Source organism: Pseudooceanicola atlanticus, assembly GCF_000768315.1.
Taxonomy (GTDB): Bacteria; Pseudomonadota; Alphaproteobacteria; order Rhodobacterales; family Rhodobacteraceae; genus Pseudooceanicola; species Pseudooceanicola atlanticus.
Window position 1 is genome coordinate 223548 of record NZ_AQQX01000002.1, and the last position, 21232, is coordinate 244779.

Annotated in this window: 20 protein-coding genes; 7 read left to right on the forward strand and 13 right to left on the reverse strand. The window is 65.3% G+C overall.

Annotated features, from left to right (window positions below; genetic code table 11):
* The 12 genes from ATO9_RS05235 to coxB all read right to left on the reverse strand — a co-directional run bounded on the left by ATO9_RS05235 (position 1) and on the right by coxB (position 11417).
* Positions 1–2391: an MlaD family protein gene (locus tag ATO9_RS05235; protein WP_052418126.1), complete on the reverse strand. Its 2391-nt coding sequence runs from the start codon at positions 2389–2391 to the stop codon at positions 1–3.
* A complete protein-coding gene (locus ATO9_RS05240; protein ID WP_043746316.1) occupies positions 2388–3008 on the reverse strand; it encodes a paraquat-inducible protein A in 621 nt (206 codons plus the stop codon). The genes ATO9_RS05235 and ATO9_RS05240 overlap by 4 nt, the downstream gene beginning before the upstream one ends.
* A 14-nt stretch (positions 3009–3022) precedes the next feature.
* A complete protein-coding gene (locus ATO9_RS05245) occupies positions 3023–3637 on the reverse strand; it encodes a paraquat-inducible protein A (RefSeq protein WP_238318668.1) in 615 nt (204 codons plus the stop codon).
* 283 nt (positions 3638–3920) lie between these two features.
* Entirely contained in the window at positions 3921–4505 is a 585-nt protein-coding gene (locus tag ATO9_RS05250; protein ID WP_043746318.1) for a GNAT family N-acetyltransferase, read from the reverse strand.
* Entirely contained in the window at positions 4505–5767 is a 1263-nt protein-coding gene (locus tag ATO9_RS05255) for a M16 family metallopeptidase (protein WP_043746323.1), read from the reverse strand. The genes ATO9_RS05250 and ATO9_RS05255 overlap by 1 nt, the downstream gene beginning before the upstream one ends.
* Complete coding sequence (gene thrC / locus ATO9_RS05260) at positions 5764–7152, reverse strand: threonine synthase (protein WP_043746325.1); 1389 nt, start codon at positions 7150–7152, stop codon at positions 5764–5766. The genes ATO9_RS05255 and thrC overlap by 4 nt, the downstream gene beginning before the upstream one ends.
* A complete protein-coding gene (locus ATO9_RS05265; protein WP_043746328.1) occupies positions 7149–7835 on the reverse strand; it encodes an SURF1 family protein in 687 nt (228 codons plus the stop codon). The genes thrC and ATO9_RS05265 overlap by 4 nt, the downstream gene beginning before the upstream one ends.
* 84 nt (positions 7836–7919) lie before the next feature.
* Positions 7920–8720, reverse strand: a complete 801-nt coding sequence (locus ATO9_RS05270) for a cytochrome c oxidase subunit 3 (protein WP_043746331.1) — start codon at positions 8718–8720, stop codon at positions 7920–7922.
* 33 nt (positions 8721–8753) lie between these two features.
* Positions 8754–9329, reverse strand: coding sequence for a cytochrome c oxidase assembly protein (locus tag ATO9_RS05275; protein ID WP_043746334.1), 576 nt, complete (start codon positions 9327–9329; stop codon positions 8754–8756).
* On the reverse strand, positions 9329–9490 hold the full coding sequence (locus ATO9_RS24535) for a hypothetical protein (RefSeq protein ID WP_043746336.1): 162 nt from the start codon (positions 9488–9490) through the stop codon (positions 9329–9331). The genes ATO9_RS05275 and ATO9_RS24535 overlap by 1 nt, the downstream gene beginning before the upstream one ends.
* Positions 9490–10428 carry a heme o synthase gene (gene cyoE, locus ATO9_RS05285; protein ID WP_043746338.1) on the reverse strand — a complete coding sequence of 313 codons (939 nt, stop codon included), beginning with the start codon at positions 10426–10428 and terminating at the stop codon, positions 9490–9492. Before cyoE ends, ATO9_RS24535 begins: the two co-directional genes overlap by 1 nt.
* An 80-nt stretch (positions 10429–10508) precedes the next feature.
* Positions 10509–11417, reverse strand: coding sequence for a cytochrome c oxidase subunit II (coxB, locus tag ATO9_RS05290; RefSeq protein ID WP_043746342.1), 909 nt, complete (start codon positions 11415–11417; stop codon positions 10509–10511).
* 210 nt (positions 11418–11627) lie between these two features.
* Here coxB and tldD point away from each other — a divergent pair, with 210 nt between their 5' ends.
* From tldD to topA, 4 genes are all read left to right on the forward strand, one after another.
* Complete coding sequence (gene tldD, locus ATO9_RS05295) at positions 11628–13046, forward strand: metalloprotease TldD (RefSeq protein ID WP_043746347.1); 1419 nt, start codon at positions 11628–11630, stop codon at positions 13044–13046.
* Positions 13043–13474: a hypothetical protein gene (locus ATO9_RS05300; RefSeq protein WP_043746350.1), complete on the forward strand. Its 432-nt coding sequence runs from the start codon at positions 13043–13045 to the stop codon at positions 13472–13474. Before tldD ends, ATO9_RS05300 begins: the two co-directional genes overlap by 4 nt.
* Before the next feature lie 87 nt (positions 13475–13561).
* Positions 13562–14716 (forward strand): DNA-processing protein DprA, encoded by a 1155-nt coding sequence (dprA, locus tag ATO9_RS05305; protein WP_081979457.1) that lies wholly within the window; start codon positions 13562–13564, stop codon positions 14714–14716.
* Between the two features lie 114 nt (positions 14717–14830).
* Complete coding sequence (topA, locus tag ATO9_RS05310) at positions 14831–17488, forward strand: type I DNA topoisomerase (RefSeq protein ID WP_043746353.1); 2658 nt, start codon at positions 14831–14833, stop codon at positions 17486–17488.
* A gap of 28 nt (positions 17489–17516) precedes the next feature.
* On the opposite strand, the gene ATO9_RS05315 is transcribed toward topA, so the two are convergent.
* Positions 17517–18794 (reverse strand): Glu/Leu/Phe/Val family dehydrogenase, encoded by a 1278-nt coding sequence (locus tag ATO9_RS05315; RefSeq protein WP_052418128.1) that lies wholly within the window; start codon positions 18792–18794, stop codon positions 17517–17519.
* Positions 18795–19007: 213 nt separating this feature from the next.
* Between ATO9_RS05315 and ATO9_RS05320 the strand changes: the two genes are divergently transcribed.
* The 3 genes from ATO9_RS05320 (at position 19008) to ATO9_RS05330 (ending at position 21164) form a co-directional block, all read left to right on the forward strand.
* Positions 19008–19610, forward strand: a complete 603-nt coding sequence (locus ATO9_RS05320; protein ID WP_043746356.1) for a L,D-transpeptidase — start codon at positions 19008–19010, stop codon at positions 19608–19610.
* Between the two features lie 161 nt (positions 19611–19771).
* Positions 19772–20479, forward strand: a complete 708-nt coding sequence (locus tag ATO9_RS05325; protein WP_043746359.1) for a CoA transferase subunit A — start codon at positions 19772–19774, stop codon at positions 20477–20479.
* Between the two features lie 61 nt (positions 20480–20540).
* A complete protein-coding gene (locus ATO9_RS05330) occupies positions 20541–21164 on the forward strand; it encodes a 3-oxoacid CoA-transferase subunit B (RefSeq protein ID WP_043746363.1) in 624 nt (207 codons plus the stop codon).
* The last annotated feature ends 68 nt before the right edge of the window (positions 21165–21232 follow it).

The following is a 21232-nucleotide window of genomic DNA, read 5'->3' on the forward strand; positions in this document are numbered from 1 at the left end:
TCAGCGTCCGAATAGCAGCGAATTGGGCGAGCGTTCCAGCGCGCGGGCCAGAGAGGACACGGCTTCGGCCGCCCTCTGCACCTCGCGCACGGCGATGGCAAGATCACGGCCCACGCCCCGGTCCGCGTCATATCCTTCGATGGTCGACCCCGCACGGGACAGGACCGACCGCGCCTGCGACAGGATCGCCGGCAATTGCTGGGCAATCTCGCGCAGCGTGTCCGCGGCCTGGCGGGCAGAATCGAAGGTGGCATTCACGTTCTCGACCGTGCCGCCCTCGCGCAGCTCCTGCAACACCGCCTGCAGTTCCTGAAGCGCGTTGCCAAGATCCTCGGGCAATTGCCGCGCACCGTCCGTGTCCAGCACCTGATTGGCACTGTTCAGCAGGGCCGACAGGTCCTCGCCCAGCTGATCCAGCGGCACGGTTTCCGCCTTGGCCGCCACGGCGTTCAGCCGGTCCACGAGGTCCGGCACCCCTTCGAAGGACCGCGACACGGTTCCGGCCGCATCCCGCGCCGCGTTCAGCGCGGTCACGATGCTGTCGGTCATGCCCTGTTCGCGCGCCTCGGACAGAATGGTGTCGATTTCGGCCAGGGTGGCGGTCACCGCCGCCGGCAGGGCCTGCGCCTGATCCGATCCCAGCAAGGTCCGGGCGTTGCGGGTCAGGCCCGTCAACTCCTCGGTCAGCTGCTCGATCTCCAGGTTCGCGGCCTTCTTGGCCACTGCGTCGATGCTCTCGAACAGCTCCGGCAGGCCTTGCGAGACCTTGCTGACATCCGCCGCGGCCTCCTGCGTTGCGTCGAAGGCAGCAAGGACCCGCCCCGCCACGTCGCGTTCGTTCAGGTCCGACACGAGGATCTCAAGCTGGTCCGCCACGGCCGTGATCCGGCCCGGCAACGCCTGGATATCTTCGGAGCCGATCACATTGCGCACCTCTTCGACGGTGCCACGCACCTCGCCGATGGTGGCGCGCAAGTCGGTCGGCAGCGCTCGCAGATCCGGGCTGCCCGCGACGCGACTGATATTGTCCATCAGGCCGATGGCGCTATCCAGCAATTCCTCGATCGGCAAGGCGTTGATCCGCTCGAACACACCCTCCGCCGTGGCCGAGACATCCGCGATATCGCTTTCGGTCGTCGGGAACAGCGGGTTCGGTTCATGGGTCAGGTCGATCTCGGCCGGATCGAGGTCCGGCTCCTCGATCTCGATCATTTCGACCTTCAGCCCCCCGGTCAGAAGCGAGGCATTCACCAGCCGCGCCCGCACCCCTTCCTGCGCGCGTCGTTGCAGGAATTCCAGCGCTGCGTCGGCCCCGATATCGCCGTCCATGCCCAGCCGGGACGGGTTGATCGACAGCGTCACCGCCAGCCGCACCCGTTCGTCCCCGAACCGGTCTGCGTCCACAACGCCGTTCAACGCCGTCACCCGACCGATCCGGATGCCGCCCAGTTCAACCGGGGCGTCCTCGCTCAGGCCCGAGGCGTGATCCTCGAAGATCGCGCTCAGGTTCAACCGGGGCCCGTCCTCCTCGCTGAAGACACTGGACCGGGCCGATCCCTCGTCCGGGTAGACCACGAAAACCTGGCCATCCTCGACCGGCTCCCCGCCCGAGACAACGGTGCGGAAGGTCACCCCGCCCGATACCAGCGACGCGACCGAGGAAAAGTCGAGACGTGCGCCCCCCGGCCCCAGCGAAAAGCTGAAGCCAGACGCATCCCAGAACCGGGTCGCCGAGGAAATCAGACGGTCATGCGGGGCAAAGACCACCGCCTCCGCCTCGATCGTGTTGCCGTCATCGGTGATGTTGGCGCGACCGATCTGACCCACTTCCAGCCCCTGGTAAACGATGGGCGACCTCTCGGTCAGGCTGGCCTCGGGGGCCGCGCGCAACACCAGGCGCTTGCCGCGTTTGCCGCCAACCATCAGCGGCGAATCCGCGCTGCCCTCGTGCAGAGGGGTGAAGCCGCCCGGCTCCGTATCCCAATCGCCCTGGATGTAGACACCGGACAGCACCGTCTCCAGCCCCGACACCCCGCGCGAGGTGATCTCGGGCCGGACCACGAAGAACTCGGATTCGTCGTCCACATACTCGGCCACGGCCTTGTCCAGCCGGACGCCCACCAGCACCTTGCCCAGAGACTCGGTGAAGGACACGGTTTCGACCAGCCCCACGGCAACATCGCGATAGCGCAGCTCCGTCTGCCCTGCGACCACGCCCGACGCGTTTTCAAAGGCGATCTCGACAACCGGCCCGCGATCCGCATAGCTCTGCCAGGCCACGCCAAGTGCAATCACCAGGGCGACCAGCGGGACGACCCAGACGATCGACACCCGTTCGAAGAAACTGCGTCGCGCGGGGCGGATCGGCACGTTCGGCGGTGTCTCGGTCACGCATGGACCTCCTGAGGCTGTAGCGGCTGGGGCGTGGGCTCACTGTCCCGGTCCCAGATCATGCGGCTGTCGAAGCTTTGCGCCGACAGCATGGTGAAAATGACCGACAGGGCGAAAAACAGGCTCGCCTTGCCCGGGGCAATGGATGCCAGTGCCCCCAATTGCACGAGCGAGGACAGGATGGCCACGACAAAGACGTCGATCATCGACCAGCGCCCGATATATTCGACCACCTCGTATAACTGGTGACGCCTGAGCTGGCTCATCCGCGTGCCGCGACGCACCCCAATGGCCAGTGCCGCGATCACCGCGAACTTGCCGATGGGGATCAGCACCGAGGCGACAAGGATGACGATGGCGATGCCATAGCTGCCGTGATGGGCCAGCTCCACCGCGCCGCCGACGATCGTGTCCTCGGATTTCGACACCAGCGTGCGCGTGGACAGCATCGGGTAGGTATTGGCGGGTATGTAGCAGATCAGCCCCACGACCCACCATGCCCAGGCCCGCTGCAACGACCCCGGATCGCGCGATTGCATCCGGTGACCGCAGCGGCCGCACCGCTCCGTCTCTCCCGGCCACACCTTGGTGCAGCGGGTACAGGCCACCAGCCCCATCTGCCGGGCCGTGGTTACGTTTCCAGGGATTTCCATACCGAATACCTGCACATGTAGCTGTCTTTGAGCATCATCAGGACCACGAGGGCCGAGAACATCCAGAAGGCCGGGCCGAAATGCACGTCCGCCAGATCCGCCACCTTCACCAGCGCCACTGCGCAGCCGATGGCAAAGATTTCGGCCATCGACCAGGGCCGCAGCCCCTCCGACAGGCGGAAGGCGCGGATTGCACCGGGCCAGGGCGGCCGGTCGAAGACCACCGGCGTCAGCACGTAGATCACCAGCAGGGCCCGCAGAACCGGGATGAAGACGATCAGCGCCGCCACGGCCAGCGTCAGCACGACAAGAAGGCTGGAGGACGAAAAGGCCAGCGCCGCATCCAGGACCGACGACCCGTGGCTTACCCCCGCCGCGCGGATGCTGAGAAACGGAAAGATCGTCGCCGCGATCACCAGCACAACGATGGCCAGCGCAATCGCGATGATCTGCTTGCCGGCCCGTTTGCGCGGCGCGATCAGCACGTTGTGACACCGCGCACAGACGGCCCGTTCTCCCATGCCGGGCTCTTCGACATGGTAGACGGCATCGCAGCGCGGGCAGGCGATCAGCTGATCGAGGTCCCGGCTCACGTCGCGAAAGGTCCGAATTTGAGGGCCGACGGGCTCATGACGCTCCTGAAGAAACAAAAGGTTGGTTGTAGAAACATAGGCGGATTCGCCCGAACGCAAACAAGTGGACAGGATTTCACTGTCCTGCGCCCACGGCAAGGCCCCGCGCCGCCGCAGCACTCGGCACCGTCACCGCAGATCGCAACCGGTGCCGCCCGCGCCCGCCGCCTTTGCCCGCGACAAAGGCCTCAGGTCGTGTGCGCCGCAGGCGCGCCTTTGGATCAGGACGCGAGGATCGGGCGCCTTAGCCCACATCGGTGCGGCCGCGCCGGTCCATCCGCAGCGCCGCATAGAGCACATGCGTCCTCCAGCGTCCGTCGATCTGCAGATAGCTCTGCGCGACACCTTCGTATTTGAACCCGCATTTTTCCAGCAGCGCCCGCGACGGTGCGTTCTCGGGCAGGCAGGCCGCCTCGATCCGGCTCAGGTCCATGCGGTGGAAGGCATGATGCACCAGTGCGTCTATGGCTTCGCGCATGTACCCTTCCCGGGCATAGCGTTCCCCGGTCCAGTAGCCGATGGTCCCGGCCTGGGCCGGACCGCGACGGATATTGTCCAACGTGATCGCGCCCAGCAGCGCCTCATCCTCGCGTCGGATCAGGAACAGCGGCAGGGCAGAGCCGTTGTTAATCGACCGCTGCGCCCAGTAGACCCGGTTGGTGAAGGCGCGCCGGGACAGGTGATCCGGCGCCCAGCTGGGCTCCCACCTCGTCAGGAAATCGGCGCTGTCGCGTCGCAGAGCCGACCAGGCACGGTGATCGCCATGGACCGGCGGGCGCAGGGACATCCGCTCGGTCTCGATCCGCACCTTCCGCCGGTTCAGGATCATCAGGCCGCCCGTGCCTCGTTCAACGCTGCGTGGTCCGGCGCACCGGCCACCGGGCCGTAAAGCGCCAGCGCCATCGGTGCCTCGACGGCCATGCGTTCCGCATAGCGGCGCAGGTCGTCGCGGCTGACCGCCTCGATGCGTTCGACCACATGGTCCAGTGCCGGGACATACCCCCAGATCTGCACCATGCGCGCCATCCGTTCGGCGCGGCTCGACGGGCCTTCCAGCCCCATCAGCAGCCCCGCTTTCATCTGCGCCTTGGCCCGCGCGGTTTCCTCTTCGGTGAAATCCTCGGCGGCGCGCTTCATCTCGTCGATGGTCAGCCGCGCCAGGTCCCCCACCTGATCGCCCGAGGTTCCCGCATAGACGGTCGTCATCCCGGTATCGGTATAGGCCCCGGCCTGGGCGAAGATCGTGTAGCACAGCCCGCGCTTTTCGCGGATTTCCTGGAACAGGCGCGAGGCCATGCCCCCGCCCATGGCCGCGGCATAGACCTGCGCGACATAGGCATCCTCGCTGCGGTAATTGGGGCTTTCGAAGCCGATGGCGACATGAGCCTGCTCCAGCTGCTTTTCGCGCCGAACCTCGCCTCCGACGAACTTGGCGGCGCCGGCCACCTTCTGATTCACCGGGGTCATGTCTCCGAACTGGCGTTCCGCGATCTCGACGATGGCGTCGTGATCCACGTCACCGGCGGCCGACAGGATCATCTGGCCTGGCCCGTAATGTTCGCCCACGAAGCCCGACAGGTCATCGCGCGAGAAGCCCTTGACCCGTTCCGCCGGGCCCAGGATCGTCCGGCCCAGCGGCTGTTCCGGGTAGGCCTGTTCCTGCAACCAGTCGAAGATCACGTCGTCGGGCGTGTCCAGCGCTTGCCCGATCTCGGACAGGATCACGCCGCGTTCGACCTCCAGCTCGCGCGCATCCAGCGTCGAATTGCGAAGGATGTCGGCGATCACGTCCAGCCCCAGCGGCACGTCCTGCCCCAGGACCCGTGCGTAATAGGCCGTCACCTCGCGCGAGGTATAGGCATTCATGTAGCCGCCGACATCCTCGATCGCCTCGGCGATCTGCACGGGGCTGCGGGTCTTGGTCCCCTTGAACGCCATGTGTTCCAGGAAGTGCGCGATCCCGTTCTGTTCGGGCCGTTCATCCCGCCCGCCTGCTGCCACCCAGACCCCGATAGAGGCCGATTGCAGCCCCGGCATCCGTTCGGTGACAATACGGAACCCGTTGGAAAGCGTGTGAAGCTGTGGGGTCAATTGGCGATCTTTCCTCGCATGAAGTCTTCGATCTCGGCCAGGTCGTTCTCGACCCGGGTCACCCGTTCGTCGCGGTCGAACAGGTCCGCCATGCGCGGCGGCAGGCCCGGGCGCAGGCCCGTCGCAGCCTCGACCGCGTCGGGGAACTTGGCCGGGTGGGCCGTGGCCAGCGTGATCATCGGCACGGCAGGGTCCAGGTTCTCTTCGGCCACCTTCACGCCCACGGCGGAATGCGGGCACAGAAGCTCTCCGGTCGTCTCGCGCAGTCGCTTGATCGTGGCCGAGGTCTCCTCCTCCGAGGCGCGCCCCGACAGGAACAGGTCCTGCAGATGCTGCAACGCGCCCTGGCTGACGGTGAACCCGCCCGATTTCAGCTCGTCCATCAGCTGCGCGACCGCCTTGCCGTCACGGCCGTAGGCATCGAACAGCACCCGTTCGAAATTCGACGACACCTGGATGTCCATCGACGGGCTGATCGACGGGATCACGCCGTCGGGCTTGTACGCGCCCGTGCTCAGGCAGCGGTGCAGGATGTCGTTCTGGTTCGTGGCCACGACCAGCTTGTCGATGGGCAGACCCATCTTGCGCGCGATGTAGCCCGCGAAGATGTCGCCGAAATTGCCCGTCGGCACGGTGAAGGACACCTTGCGCTGCGGCGCACCCAGGCTGACGGCGGAGGAGAAGTAGTAGACGACCTGCGCCAGCACCCGCGCCCAGTTGATCGAGTTCACGCCCGCCAGCCGCACCTCGTCGCGGAAGTCGAAATCGTTGAACATGTCCTTCACGCGGGCCTGGCAATCGTCGAAATGGCCGGTCACCGACAGGGCGTGGACGTTGGCTTCGGACGGCGTGGTCATCTGGCGGCGCTGCACCTCGGACACCCGGCCATGCGGGAAGAGGATGAAGACATCGACCGCGTCCAACCCCTTGAACGCCTCGATCGCCGCTGACCCTGTATCACCCGAGGTCGCGCCGACGATGGTCACCCGGTCGCCCGAACGGGTGAGCGACGCCTCGAACAGCTGGCCGATCAGCTGCATCGCGAAATCCTTGAAGGCCAGGGTCGGCCCATGAAACAGCTCCAGCAGGAAATGCCCCGGCGCCAGCTGGACCAGCGGCGCGCGGGCGGCATGGCCGAAGCCGTCATAGGCCTTGGCGATGATCTCGCGGAATTCATCATCGGTGAAGGCATCGCCCAGGAACGGGCGCATGATGCGGAAGGCGGTTTCCTCGTAGGACAGTCCCGCCAGCGCGGCGATATCGCCTTCGGACAGGGTCGGGATCGTGTCGGGAACGTAGAGCCCACCATCCCGGGCCAGCCCGGTCAGCATCGCCTGTTCAAAGCTCAGATCGGGGGCCGCGCCCCGGGTCGAGATATACTTCACGTCGTCTCACCTTTTTGCGGTCTGCCCGTGCGATAAAGCAGATAAAGGGTCATGGCCAGCCAGATTGCCGCCAAAGAAAACCAGGTGATCGCATATTCCCGGTGATCGTTCGGAATGGGAGCGGTCGAGACCGGCATCGGGTCGACCGGCACGGCGTCGTAGGACAGGCTGCGCGCCACGATCAGCAGCGGCTCCGTGTCCAGCGCGGCGGCCATGTCGGGCACTTCGCGGGCAAACCACTGGTTGGTGGCCTCGTCCGGTTCCGGGGTGAAGCCGTCGGTTTCCTCGGGCCAGGCCAGATTGCCGGTGATCGTCACCTCGCCCTCGGGCAGCGGAGGCGCGGTATCATTCAGTTTCAGGAAGCCGCGGTCGATCATGATCCGCCGCTCGCTCGTCTCGAAAACCTGGATCAGGCGATGCCCGGCGCCGATCTGCTTGCGGCTGGCCAGGACGCGCAATCCCGCCTCGCCGAACTGGCCCGTCACCTCGACCGGCAGGTATTCGTCCGCCACCGGGTCCACGCTGGCTGGAAGCGCGACCGGGGCCGCGGCGATCCGCGCCTCGATCTCGGCCAGGATGCCTTCTTTCCAGGCCAGCCGCTGCACCTGCCACATCCCCAGGGAGACAAGGATGGCGACGCCGCCGATCCCCATGACAAGGGGTCCGATCCACTTCTTGATCACGCTATGCCCTTTCAATGCCAAAGGCGCGAAGCCCTGCCCCGCGCCTTTCAATCTCTCATGCGGCGGGCCGGGGCCCGCCCGTGCTTAGCCGCCCCAGATGTAGACTGCCGCGAACAGGAACAGCCACACGACGTCGACGAAGTGCCAGTACCAGGCGGCCATTTCGAAGCCGACATGGCTTTTCGGGGTGAATTCACCGCCATAGACCCGGAACAGGCAGACGATCATGAAGATCGTGCCGATGATCACGTGCGCGCCGTGGAACCCGGTCGCCATGAAGAAGGTCGCGCCGTAGATGTTGCCCGAGAAGCCGAAGGCGGCGTGGCTGTATTCGTAGGCCTGGAAGACCGTGAAGATCGCGCCCAGGGCGATGGCCAGCAGCAGGCCCCACTTGACGTCCTGGCGGTTGTCTTCGTGCACCAGGGCGTGGTGGGCCCAGGTCAGCGCCGCACCGGAACACAGCAGGATCAGCGTGTTGATCAGCGGCAGGTGCCAGGGGTCGAAGGTTTCGATCCCCGCCGGCGGCCACTGACCGTCGCGAATCGGGGACATTTCACCCATCGGGTACAGCGCGTGCTTGAAGAAGGTCCAGAACCACGCCGAGAAGAACATCACCTCGGACATGATGAACAGGATGAAGCCGTAACGCAGGCCGATCTGCACCACCGGGGTGTGATCGCCGACCTTGTTTTCCTTCACCGTTTCAGCCCACCAGCCGAACATGGTGTACAGAACGGCAGCAAGGCCGATCAGGAACATCCACGGGCCGCCATCGTGCATCCAGCGCACTGCGCCGAAGAGCATGATGAATGCCCCAATCGACCCGATAAACGGGTAAATTGACGGGCTCAGAATATGGTAGTCGTGGTTCTTCTCATGCGCCATCCTGGTTCCCTCGTTCCCTCACCTGAGGAGGTCTTAGTTTACATCCTTGGTGCCATCCGTCTCAAGCGCAGCTTGCCGATCGGGAAGGTCAATCTCGTAGAAAGTGTAGCCCAGCGTGATCGTCTGGACGTATTTCGCGTCGCGGTCCTCGACCATCTCGGGGTCGACGTAGAAGGTCACCGGCATCTCGACCCGTTCACCGGGCTGCAGGACCTGCTCTTCAAAGCAGAAGCAGTCGATCTTGGTAAAGAAACCGCCGGCCTCGTAGGGGTAGACGTTGTAGCTCGCCGATCCGGCGACGGGGCGGTCGGTCGGGTTGTAGGCCTCGTAGAAGGCCAGGCCCGTCTCGCCGATCCGCAGCTCCATCTCGCGCTGCATGGGCTTGAATTCCCACGGCATGTTCCGGTCCAGCGACGCGTCGAAACGGACCTTAATGGTCTCGTCCAGGATCTCGTCGCTGGCGGCATCCGCCTCCTGCGTGACGCCACCGAACCCGGTGACGCGGCAGAACAGGTCGTAAAGCGGGACAGAGGCAAAGCCGAGGCTCGCCATCACCGTCACGACGCCGACGGTGGTCAGAACGGTTTTCTTGGGTCCGGAGATCGCCATTACTCAGTTCCTCCCTGCGCCGGCAGCTGGATCGGGTTCTGCGACACCTTCACGATCGTCAGGCCAAAGACCAGCGATACGAAGACAATCAGAACCAGGCCAAGGCCCAGGTTGCGACCGAACCGACGCTTGTGCAGTTCATGTTCTTCACGAAACGACATTACCATCCTCCAAGGCCCCAGGGGCGCAGTGCGGCTTCGGCCAGGATCGCGCCGAAGTGGAGGAAAAGATAGAGCAGGGAGAAGGCGAAGAAACGCTTCTCGACCTTGTATTTGTCAGCTTCCGCTGCGTCCTCGTCCCGGCGCAGGATGTCCCAGGCGCCTTTCAGGAAAAGGGCGTTCATGATCACGGCCGCGCTCAGGTAGATCGGCCCGCCGATCGAGGTGAAGCCCAGCCCGATCGCAACCGGCGCCAGCAGGATGGTGTAGGCCAGAACGTGGCGGCGCGTGGTGCGGCGGCCATGGGTGACCGTCAGCATCGGCACCCCGGCTTCCTCGTAATCGGATTTCATGAACAACGCGAGCGCCCAGAAATGCGGCGGGGTCCACATGAAGGTCAGCGCGAACATCAGCACCGATTCCAGCGATACGCCACCGGTGACCACGGCCCAGCCGATCATCGGGGGGAAGGCGCCGGCGGCACCGCCGATGACGATGTTCTGAGGCGTCCAGCGCTTCAGCCACATCGTGTAGATGACCGCGTAGAAGAAGATCGTGAAGGCCAGCAGCCCGGCGGCAACCCAGTTGGAGGCCAGCCCCAGCATGACGACCGAAAAGCCCGACAGCGTCAGGCCGATGGCCAGCGCGTCCTGCGGCGTCACCCGGCCCGACGGGATCGGGCGGCCCTTGGTGCGCTTCATGATGCGGTCGATATCGGCATCGTACCACATGTTCAGCGCGCCCGATGCGCCGCCGCCGATGGCGATGCACAGGACCGCGAAGAAGGCCAGAAAGGGATGCACGCCACCCGGTGCGGCCAGCAGGCCGACCGCCGCGGTGAACACGACGAGCGACATCACGCGCGGCTTCAGCAGGGCGACGAAATCGCCGAATTGCGCCTCGCCCGGCTCAGTCTGCGTCTGGATGCTCGCGTCAGTCATAGCGTTCCCGTAAGTCGGGGCGGATCACCCGGATCCGCCCGTATTGAACCCCCGGCCGATGCTCCGGCCGGGATGATGGATCAGCCGTTCAGCTGCGACGGATCAACATAGGTGCCGGCTTCTTCCGAAGCGGCCAGCCATGCGTCGTAGACTTCCTGGCTGACGACCTTGACGGTGATCGGCATGTAGGCGTGGTCCTTGCCGCACAGTTCCGAACACTGGCCGAAATAGACGCCTTCCTTGTTGGCGGCGAACCAGATCTGCGCCAGGCGACCCGGCACGGCGTCCTGCTTCACGCCGAAGGCGGGAATGGTCCAGGAGTGGATCACGTCGGCGCCGGTCACGGTCAGCACGACGGTCTTGCCGACGGGCACGACCATCGCGGTGTCGGTGGCCAGCAGGAACTCGTCCTCGTTATAGCCATTGGCGACCAGCTTGGCCTTCATGGCGTCGCTGTTCACGTAGGCCTGGGCACCGGCATTCTGGTCTTCCTCGGTCATCGTGGCGGGCTGGCCGATCATGTAGGCGTCGTAGGCCAGTTCGGCTTCGCTGTCGGTGTATTCATAGCCCCAGTACCACTGGTAGCCGGTCACCTTGATGTTGATCTCACCGTCCGGGAAGGTCTGCTGCTTGAACAGAATCGGCAGGGAGAACGCGCCGATGAAGACCAGGATCAGGATCGGAACGATCGTCCACGCGACTTCCAGCGGCGAATTGTGGGTGAAGGTGCCCGGGGTCGGGTTGGCCTTCTTGTTGTAGCGGAAGATCACGATCAGCAGCAGGATACAGACCAGGATCACGATCGCCGTGATGATATACAGGATCATGTGATCCAGCCATTGCAGGTCGCTCGCGACCTCGGTCACGGCGGGCTGGAAGCCAAGCGCGCCAGGCTCGGGCTTACCGACGGTTTCCAGCGCGTCCTGCGCGAAAGCGGGAAGGGCGGCGAAGGACGCCAGAAGGGCCAGAAGGCTCGTGATAATACGCATGTGTCACCCTGATCGGTTAAGGCTCGTGATCCGTCCACGGGAGCCGGACTCGGAATCCCGGATCCGCCCGTTGTTTGCGGCTGCTTAAAACCATATTCTTCACAACACCACAATAATCACGCTTGCGGCAAACGGACGCTTTTTTGACATGGATCAAGAAAAACCGCCCTCCCGCAACGCGTAACGGCCACCGGCCACGGAGCAGACAACATGTCGGATACCCCATTCAGACCCTTTGAATCCTTGCTCGACGAGGGCCGCGCCCTCGGTCTCCTGCGCGAGGCGACGGCGGGCGGCGACGACGGCGAGCTGTTTTTGGAACGCAAGCGCTCCGAGATGCTGCATTTCGACGATGGCCGGGTGAAAACCGCCAGCTACGACGCCTCCGAAGGGTTCGGGTTGCGCGCGGTGCGCGGCGACGTCACCGGATATGCCCATGGCACCGAGATCACGGAATCCGCCCTGAAACGCGCGTCCGAAACCGCGCGGCTGGCCGTCGGCGATGGCGGCGGCACCATGGCGCCCCCGCCCAAGGCCACAAACCGGCGGCTCTATACCGATGCCGATCCGATTGCCGGGGCCGATTTCCCGGTCAAGGTCGAAACGCTTAGGGAAATCGACGCCTTCGCCCGCGACATGGACCCCCGCGTCGTGCAGGTCAGTGCCTCCATCGCCGCCTCCCTGCAGGAAGTCGAGATCCTGCGCCCCGAGGGTGACATCACCCGCGATGCCCGCCCCATGGTCCGGGTGAACGTGTCGGTGATCGTCGAACAGAACGGCCGGCGCGAATCCGGTACGGCGGGCGGTGGCGGCCGCGTGGGCCTCGACGGTCTGCTCGATCCCGCCGACTGGAAGGCCAAGGCGCAGGATGCGCTGCGCATCGCGCTGGTCAACCTCGAAGCGGTCCCCGCCCCGGCCGGGGTCATGGACATCGTGCTGGGCCCGGGCTGGCCCGGCATCCTGCTGCACGAGGCGATCGGCCACGGGCTGGAGGGCGACTTCAACCGCAAGGGCAGCTCCGCCTTTGCCGGGCTGATGGGCCAGCAGGTCGCGGCCAAGGGCGTGACGGTGCTGGATGACGGCACGATCCCCGACCGCCGCGGTTCGATCTCCGTCGATGACGAGGGCACGCCGTCGGGCAAGAACGTGTTGATCGAGGATGGCGTGCTGGTCGGCTACATGCAGGACCGGCAGAACGCCCGCCTGATGGGGGTCGAACCCACCGGCAACGGCCGCCGCGAAAGCTATGCCCACGCCCCGATGCCGCGGATGACCAACACATACATGCTGGGCGGCGATGCCACCCCGGACGAAATCGTGGCCGAGATGAAGGACGGCATCCACGCCGTCGGTTTCGGTGGCGGCCAGGTCGACATCACGAGCGGCAAGTTCGTCTTCAGCTGCACCGAGGCGTATATCGTCAAGGACGGCAAGCGCGGCGCCCCGGTCAAGGGCGCGACCCTGATCGGCGACGGCCCTCAGGCCCTGACCCGCATCCGGGCGCTTGGCAACGACATGGCGCTCGATCCGGGGCTGGGCAATTGCGGCAAGCAGGGCCAATGGGTCCCCGTCGGTGTCGGCCAGCCCACCGTGCTGATCGGCGGCCTCACCGTCGGCGGTTCTGCATGACGACATGGCCGGCCTGGCAGACCGACCCCGAAGCGCCCCGGCTTCGGGTCCGGTCGCTCCTGGGCGCCATTGTCCTGGCCTGGATATCCCCGATGGGGCTGGGCGTTGTGCTGTTGGCCCTGTCCAACACGTTGGCCGACGCAAGCGAGGCGCACCTGAACCTCGGCATCGCCGCGATCCTGAGCTTCTACGCCCCGATGTTTTCCTGGATCGGCGTCCTGCCGGCGGCCCTGCTGCATTGGGGCGCATTGCGAAACGGCTATGGCGGCTGGGCCACGGCGCTGGTCATCGGACTGCTGCTGGGCCTGATCCTGTCCAGCTACCTGGGCCCGCTGGCCGCGATCTTTGCCCCGCCCATAGCGATCTTCTACTGGTGGGTCCTCAAACTCTTCGATCCGCAGGCCCTGCGCCCGCCCCCGGCGACGTAGTCCTGCGCTGTCGCAGTTTGTTAACCAAGTTGTTCATCCTTAATTAACCGGGCGCTCCTATACCTGATTCCGCAAGCAGGCGGAGTCATGACGGTCGTGGATACACATCCTTCCACTCACCCCCCACTCCCACCCACCACGGAAGATGAGCGGCTGTCGTGGCTTCGCCTCTTGCGCTCCCGACGGGTCGGCATCGCGACCTTCTACCGGCTCCTCTCCGAACATGGCACGGCCGACGCGGCACTCGACGCACTGCCGGATATCGCCCGACAGGCCGGCGTGAAAGAGTACCAGGTCTGCCCGCCCGAGATCGCAATCGCCGAACTCAAGGCCGCGCGCAAAACCGGGGCGCGGCTGATCTGCATCGGGCAGCCGGACTACCCTGCAGCCCTGCTCGATATTCCCGACCCGCCCCCGATGCTCTGGATGATGGGCCAGCTCGAAGTGCTGCATCGCCCCATGATCGCCCTCGTCGGGGCCCGGAACGCCTCTTCCCTCGGGCTGCGCATGGCCCGCAACCTCGCCGCGGAACTGTCCGAGGCGGGGTTTGTCACCGTGTCGGGCCTGGCCCGCGGCATCGACGCGGCCGTGCACCGCGCCAGCGTCCATACCGGCACCATCGCGGTCATGGCCGGGGGTGTCGACGCGCTCTATCCGGCTGAAAATGCCGGGTTGGCGGACGAATTGATCGTGCATGGCGCCCGGCTGTCGGAAATGCCCATGGGCCTGCAACCCCAGGCCCGCCACTTCCCGCGCCGCAACCGGATCATCTCCGGCCTCGCCCAGGCCCTCGTGGTGGTAGAGGCCGCGGCAAAATCCGGCAGCCTCATCACCGCCCGCGCCGCGCTCGACCAGGGGCGCGACGTGCTGGCCGTGCCCGGTCATCCCTTCGATGCCCGCGCCGCCGGTGGCAACATGCTGATCCGGGACGGCGCCGTCCTGGTGCGCGATGCCGCAGATGTGATCGACGCATTGCCCGCCGAACTGACCGCCCCCGCCCAGCCCGCGCTGGACCTGCCGCCACCCGCGCCGACCAACCAGCGCCCGCTGCGCGACATCGCCGCGCTGCACACAGAAATCCTCAACCGCCTCAGCCCTGCCCCGCTGGCCGAGGACCAGCTGATCCGCGATCTGCGCCACGATCCGGGCCGGGTCACGCCGGAAATCACGCGGCTGGAAATGCTGGGCCGGATCCGCCGCAGTGCCGGCGGATTGCTCTCGAAAGCCGGGGAAAAAGGCTGATCGCATCGCCGCCCTTGCGAAAAAAGGGCCGACTGACGCTCCATTGACATTACCCTCTTGCGGGCCACATGTTCGCCCGCCATATAGCTCGCCCAGAGTTGAAAGGATCATTTCATGCCCGTCGTTGTTGTCGAATCCCCTGCCAAGGCCAAGACAATCAACAAGTATCTGGGGTCCGATTACACGGTTCTCGCCTCCTACGGCCACGTCCGCGACCTGCCGCCGAAGGACGGGTCGGTCGATCCCGAACATGAATTCGACATGAAATGGGAGGTCGCCTCCGACAGCAAGAAACACGTCAAGGCAATCGCCGACGCGCTGAAGGACGACAACGCCCTGATCCTCGCCACCGACCCCGATCGCGAGGGCGAGGCGATCAGCTGGCACCTGGAAGAGGCCCTGCGCAACCGCAAGGCCATCAAGAAAGACACGCCGGTCAGCCGCGTGGTCTTCAACGCCATCACCAAGAACGCCGTGACCGAGGCGATGCAGAACCCCCGGCAGGTCGACAGCGACCTGGTCGAAGCCTACCTGGCGCGCCGGGCGCTCGATTACCTCGTCGGCTTCAACCTGTCCCCGGTCCTGTGGCGCAAGCTGCCCGGCGCGAAATCCGCTGGCCGCGTGCAATCGGTCTGCCTGCGCCTCATCGTCGAGCGCGAGATGGAGATCGAGGCCTTCCGCGCCCGTGAATACTGGTCGGTCAAGGCGCTGCTCGCCACGCCCCGCGGCCAGGAATTTGAGGCCCGCCTGACGATTCTCGGCGGCAAGAAACTCGACCGCTACGACATCGCCGACAGCACCGCCGCGGAACTGGCCGTGCAGGCCATCACCTCGCGCGATCTGACGGTGCAATCGGTCGAGGCCAAGCCGGCCTCCCGCAACCCGTCTCCGCCCTTCATGACCTCGACCCTCCAGCAGGAGGCGTCGCGCAAGTTCGGCATGGGTGCCCGCCAGACCATGCAGGCCGCCCAGCGTCTCTACGAGGCGGGCCACATCACCTATATGAGGACCGACGGCATCGACATGGCCCCCGAGGCGGTCGAGGCCTGCCGCGCCGCCATCGGCGACCGGTTCGGCAAGGAATACGTGCCGGGCTCCGCTCGGGTCTACAAGAACAAGGCCAAGAACGCGCAGGAAGCGCACGAATGTATCCGTCCCACGGACATGACCGCCGATGCCGACGGCCTGCGCCTGACCGAGGCGGACCAGAAAAAGCTCTATGACCTGATCTGGAAACGCACGCTCGCCTGCCAGATGGAAAGCGCCCGGCTGGAACGCACCACCGTCGACATCACCAGCCGCGACGAACAGGTCGGCCTGCGCGCCACCGGTCAGGTCGTGCTGTTCGACGGCTTCCTGCGGATCTACGAGGAAGGCCGCGACGACGTCGTGGATGACGACGACAAGCGCCTGCCGCAGATCTCGCAGGGCGACAAGATGGACAAGCGGTCCATCACGCCCGAACAGCATTTCACCCAGCCCCCGCCCCGCTACACCGAGGCCACGCTGGTAAAACGGATGGAAGAGCTCGGCATCGGCCGGCCCTCCACCTATGCCTCGATCGTCACGACGATCCAGGACCGGGGCTATGTCCGCAAGGACAAGAACCGTCTCTTCCCCGAGGACAAGGGCCGGCTCGTCACCGCGTTTCTGGAAAACTATTTCCGCCGCTACGTCGAATACGATTTCACCGCCGACCTCGAAGGCGAACTTGACGACGTGTCCGCCGGGGACCGCGATTACAAGGACGTGCTGAACCGCTTCTGGCGCGATTTCTCGGCCGCGATTTCAGAAACGTCCGAGCTTCGGATCACCGAGGTCCTGGAAAAGATCAACGAGGTGCTGGAACCGCACCTCTTCCCGCCGAACGAGGAAGGCACCGATCCCCGGATCTGCCCGAATTGCGGCGAGGGTCGGCTGTCCATGCGCACTGCCCGGTCGGGCGGCGCCTTCATCGGCTGCTCCAACTACCCCGAATGCCGCTACACTCGTCCCTTCGGTCCCCCCGACCCGGAAGCCGAAGCCAGCGCCATCCCCCCCGAGGGCAAGCTGCTGGGCGAGGACGAGGGCGACGAGATCCGCGTGTTCAAGGGCCGGTTCGGGCCCTACGTCCAGCGCGGCCCCGTCACCGAAGAGAACAAGAAGCCCCCGCGCCAGTCGGTGCCCAAGGATTGGGTGCCAGAGGATCTGACGCTGGAACAGGGCGTCATGTTGCTGACCCTGCCCCGCCTGATCGGCACCCATCCCGAGGACGGGGTGAATGTCTGGGCGAATATCGGGCGCTATGGTCCCTACATTAAACACGCGGACACGACGTCGGACCGGGGCGGCACCAATGCCAACCTCGACGGCATCGACGAGGTCTGGACCGTGGGCATGAACCGCGCCGTGCAGCTGCTGGCGGAAAAGGTCGCCTCTCGCGGGCGTCGTGGCCAGCCGGCCACCCCGATCCGCGAACTGGGCGAACACCCCGATGCGGGCGGTCCGGTCAATGTCTATGACGGCAAGTACGGCCCCTACGTGAAGTGGGACAAGATCAACGCGACCATCCCCGACACGGTCGAGGTCGACGCGCTGACCCTGGGCCAGGCCGTCGAACTGATCGCCGAACGCGCCGCCAAGTCCGGCAAGAAGGCTCCGGCCAAGAAAAAGGCCCCCGCCAAGAAGACCGCCACCAAAAAGACGGCGGCCAAGAAAACGACGGCGAAAAAGACGACAGCCAAGAAACCGGCTGCCAAGACGACCGCGAAAAAGGCCGACGACGCGGAGTGATCCGCGTCGCCCTTGCTCGGCTCGTTCCTCAGCCCGCGAAGTAGGTCCGGTCCCCCCGGCTGCGCACTGCATCCGCGATCCGGTCCACGGCCAGCGAATAGGCGGCCTCCCGCATCGGGATGTCCTCTTCGGCGGCCAGGTCGAAACAGCGCTCCGCGATATCCTGCATCCGCTCGGCCAGGCGTTCGTTTACGACCCTTTCGCTCCAGCGTTCACCGGTCCGGCCCTGCACCCATTCGTAATAACTGACCGTGACGCCACCCGCATTGGCCAGAACGTCGGGCAGAACCGTCTTGCCGTCCTTGGCCAGCGCCTCGTCCGCCTCGACCGAAACCGGGCCATTGGCGATCTCCAGCACGACCGGCGCCCTGATGTCCCCGACATTGTCGCCGGTCACCGCATCCTCCATCGCCGCCAGGACCAGCACGTCGACATCCAGACCCAGCAATTCGGATTGCTCGATCTCCTCGCCACCATCGCGTTCCTTGACCGAACTGTCGGCATAGAGAGCGCCGGAAAGCTCCTTCTCGCGCTCCTTGTAATCCAGCAGTTTCTGCGGGTCCAAACCGTCTTGCGAATGGATGGCCGCCCGGCTGTCCGAAACGGCCACGACCTTGTAACCCTCATCATGCGCCAGGCAGGCGAAATGCGCCCCGGCATTGCCAAAGCCCTGAACCGCCAGCGTCACATCCTCCGGCTTGCGATCCTGCCGCTTCATCCAGGCATCCAGCACGATGAGCGCGCCACGCCCCGTCGCCTGGCTGCGCCCCTCGGACCCGCCCAGGCAGACCGGCTTGCCGGTGATCGAGGCGGGCTGGTGGCTGCGCTTGATCGTGCCGTATTCATCGGCCATCCACCCCATGATCCGCGCATCGGTGTTCACGTCCGGCGCCGGAATATCCATGTCCGGCCCGATGATATCCGCGATCGCCCCGATGTAATTGCGCGACAGCCGCTCAACCTCCAGCGGGGACAGCGTCTTGGGGTCGACCTGCACGCCGCCCTTGCCGCCGCCGAAGGGCAGGTTCAGCAGCGCGCACTTGATGGTCATCCAGAAGGCCAGCTGCGTGCATTCCTCTGCCGTCACGTCGGGATGGAACCGGATGCCGCCCTTGGCCGGGCCCAGCGTCGTGTCGAACTGCACCCGCCAGCCCGGATAGACGTCCAGCGACCCGTCATCGCGCCGCAGCGGAACGGCCACGCCAAGCGCACGCTTGGGCTGGGCAAGCATCGAGCCCAGGTCCGGCGACACGTCCCGCGTGTCGAGGATTCGGGTCATCAGGTCGGGCAGCTTGAAATCGGTCATCCGGGGTCCTTTCGTCACCGGCCGGGTCGGGGATGCGACCGCCGGGCTGCATCAAGTAGCGGGAAAACCGGCCCCGCACAGGGCGGACAGCTGGTGCAAACCCGCCTGTGCCCCATGGAACATATCGTATCAACTGAATGTTATTGGCGGCGTGACCGCCAGCTGTGGAATGTCACACCCAAACCCGATCCGCATAACGAGAGAGGCAGAGACATGAACCGCAAGATCCTCCACCCCACGCGCCGCGCCTTCGTGGCGGGCGGTGCGCTGGCCCTCGCCGCGCCCGGCCTGCTGCGCGCGCAGGATGCCGAAACCCCCGCCCCCGACGCCGCCACCGACCAGCCGGTCGACGGCGTCCGCCGCAATGTCTCCAGCTTTGTCCGGCAGGACTGGCAGGACCATTTCGACAGCCTCGGCAAGGGCGCCATCGTGGCCGACACGACCTCCCGCGCGCTGCATTACTGGTCCGGCGACGGCAGCGATTACCGCATCTACCCCACCTCCGTGCCTCGCAGCGACGAGCTGACCAAGCGTGGCTATACCGAGGTCGTGCGCAAGAAGGTCGGCCCCGACTGGACGCCCACGGCCTCGATGATGGAACGCTTCCCCGATCTCAAGTACATGCCTCCCGGCCCGGACAATCCGCTGGGCACCCATGCCATGTATCTCAGCTGGCCCGCCTACCTGATCCACGGCACCCACGACACGCGCAAGATCGGCCGGCAAAGCTCCGACGGCTGTATCGGCCTCTACAATTTCGCCATCGAAGAGCTCTTCGCGATCACCCCGATCGGCACCCAGGTCCGCATCATCTGACCATCTGCGCTCTGCCCGAACCTTGGGCAGAGCGCGCGCCGATATCTCCGCATCGCGCAAAGCGGGTCCACCATGCGGAACCCCGGCCGCAAGGCCCGCCCGGATGATTGACTCTCGCCCCCCTCCCGGCCAAGACATTGCCAATCTTCAAGGAGGACTTCATGAAAAAGATCTACGGATCCGCGGCCGAGGCGCTCGACGGACTTCTGTTCGACGGGATGTTCATCGCCGCCGGCGGCTTCGGCCTCTGTGGCATCCCTGAACTGCTTCTGCAGGCGATCAAGGATGCCGGCACCAAGGACCTGACCTTCGCATCCAACAATGCGGGCGTCGACGATTTCGGCATCGGTATCCTGCTGCAATCCAAGCAGGTGAAGAAAATGATCTCTTCCTACGTGGGCGAGAACAAGGAATTCATGCGCCAGTACCTCTCGGGCGAGCTCGAGCTCGAATTCAACCCGCAGGGCACGCTGGCCGAGCGTATGCGCGCCGGTGGCGCCGGCATCCCGGGCTTCTACACCAAGACCGGCGTCGGCACCCAGATCGCCGAGGGCAAGGAGCACAAGGATTTCCACGGCGAAACCTACATCCTTGAAACCGGCATGTTCGCCGACCTGTCGATCGTGAAGGCCTGGAAAGCGGATGAAACCGGCAACCTAGTGTTCCGCAAGGCCGCCCGCAACTTCAACCCGCCCGCCGCCACCTGCGGCAAGGTCTGCGTGGTCGAGGTCGAGGAAATCGTGCCGACCGGGTCGCTCGACCCCGATCACATCCACCTGCCGGGCGTCTACGTGCACCGGATCATTCAGGGTGAGCATGAAAAACGTATCGAACAGCGCACCGTGCGCACCCGGGAGGCCGCGCAATGAAAAGTGGGAACCGGTTTTCATGCCCGCGCGGCGACCAGATGATGAATAGGGAGGACGCATAATGCCTTGGGATCGTAACCAGATGGCCGAACGCGCGGCCCAGGAACTTGAAGACGGCACCTATGTGAACCTCGGCATCGGCATCCCGACGCTAGTGTCGAACTACGTGGGCGACAAGGACATCACCCTGCAATCCGAAAACGGCATGCTGGGCATGGGTCCCTTTCCCTTCGAGGGCGACGAGGATCCGGACCTGATCAACGCGGGCAAGCAGACGATCACCGAACTGCCCCGCACCGCCTATTTCGACAGCGCGACATCCTTCGGGATGATCCGTGGCGGCAAGATTGCCGCGGCGATCCTCGGCGCGATGGAAGTGGCCGAGAACGGCGACCTCGCGAACTGGATGATCCCCGGCAAGCTGGTCAAGGGCATGGGCGGCGCGATGGACCTCGTCGCCGGCGTGCAGAAGGTCATCGTCGTGATGGACCACCAGAACAAGGCCGGTGAATCCAAGGTGCTCAAGGAATGCACCCTGCCGCTGACCGGCACGGGCGTCGTCGACCGGATCATCACCAATCTCGGCGTGCTGGACGTGGTCGAGGGCGGGCTGAAGATCGTCGAACTCGCCGACGGCGTCACCGAGGAGCAGATGCGCGACGCCACCGAGGCAACGATCGTCTGATCCTCCGCCCCCAAAAGAACGCCAAACGCCCCCGCAGCACCCTGCAGGGGCGTTTTTCTTGTCACGAC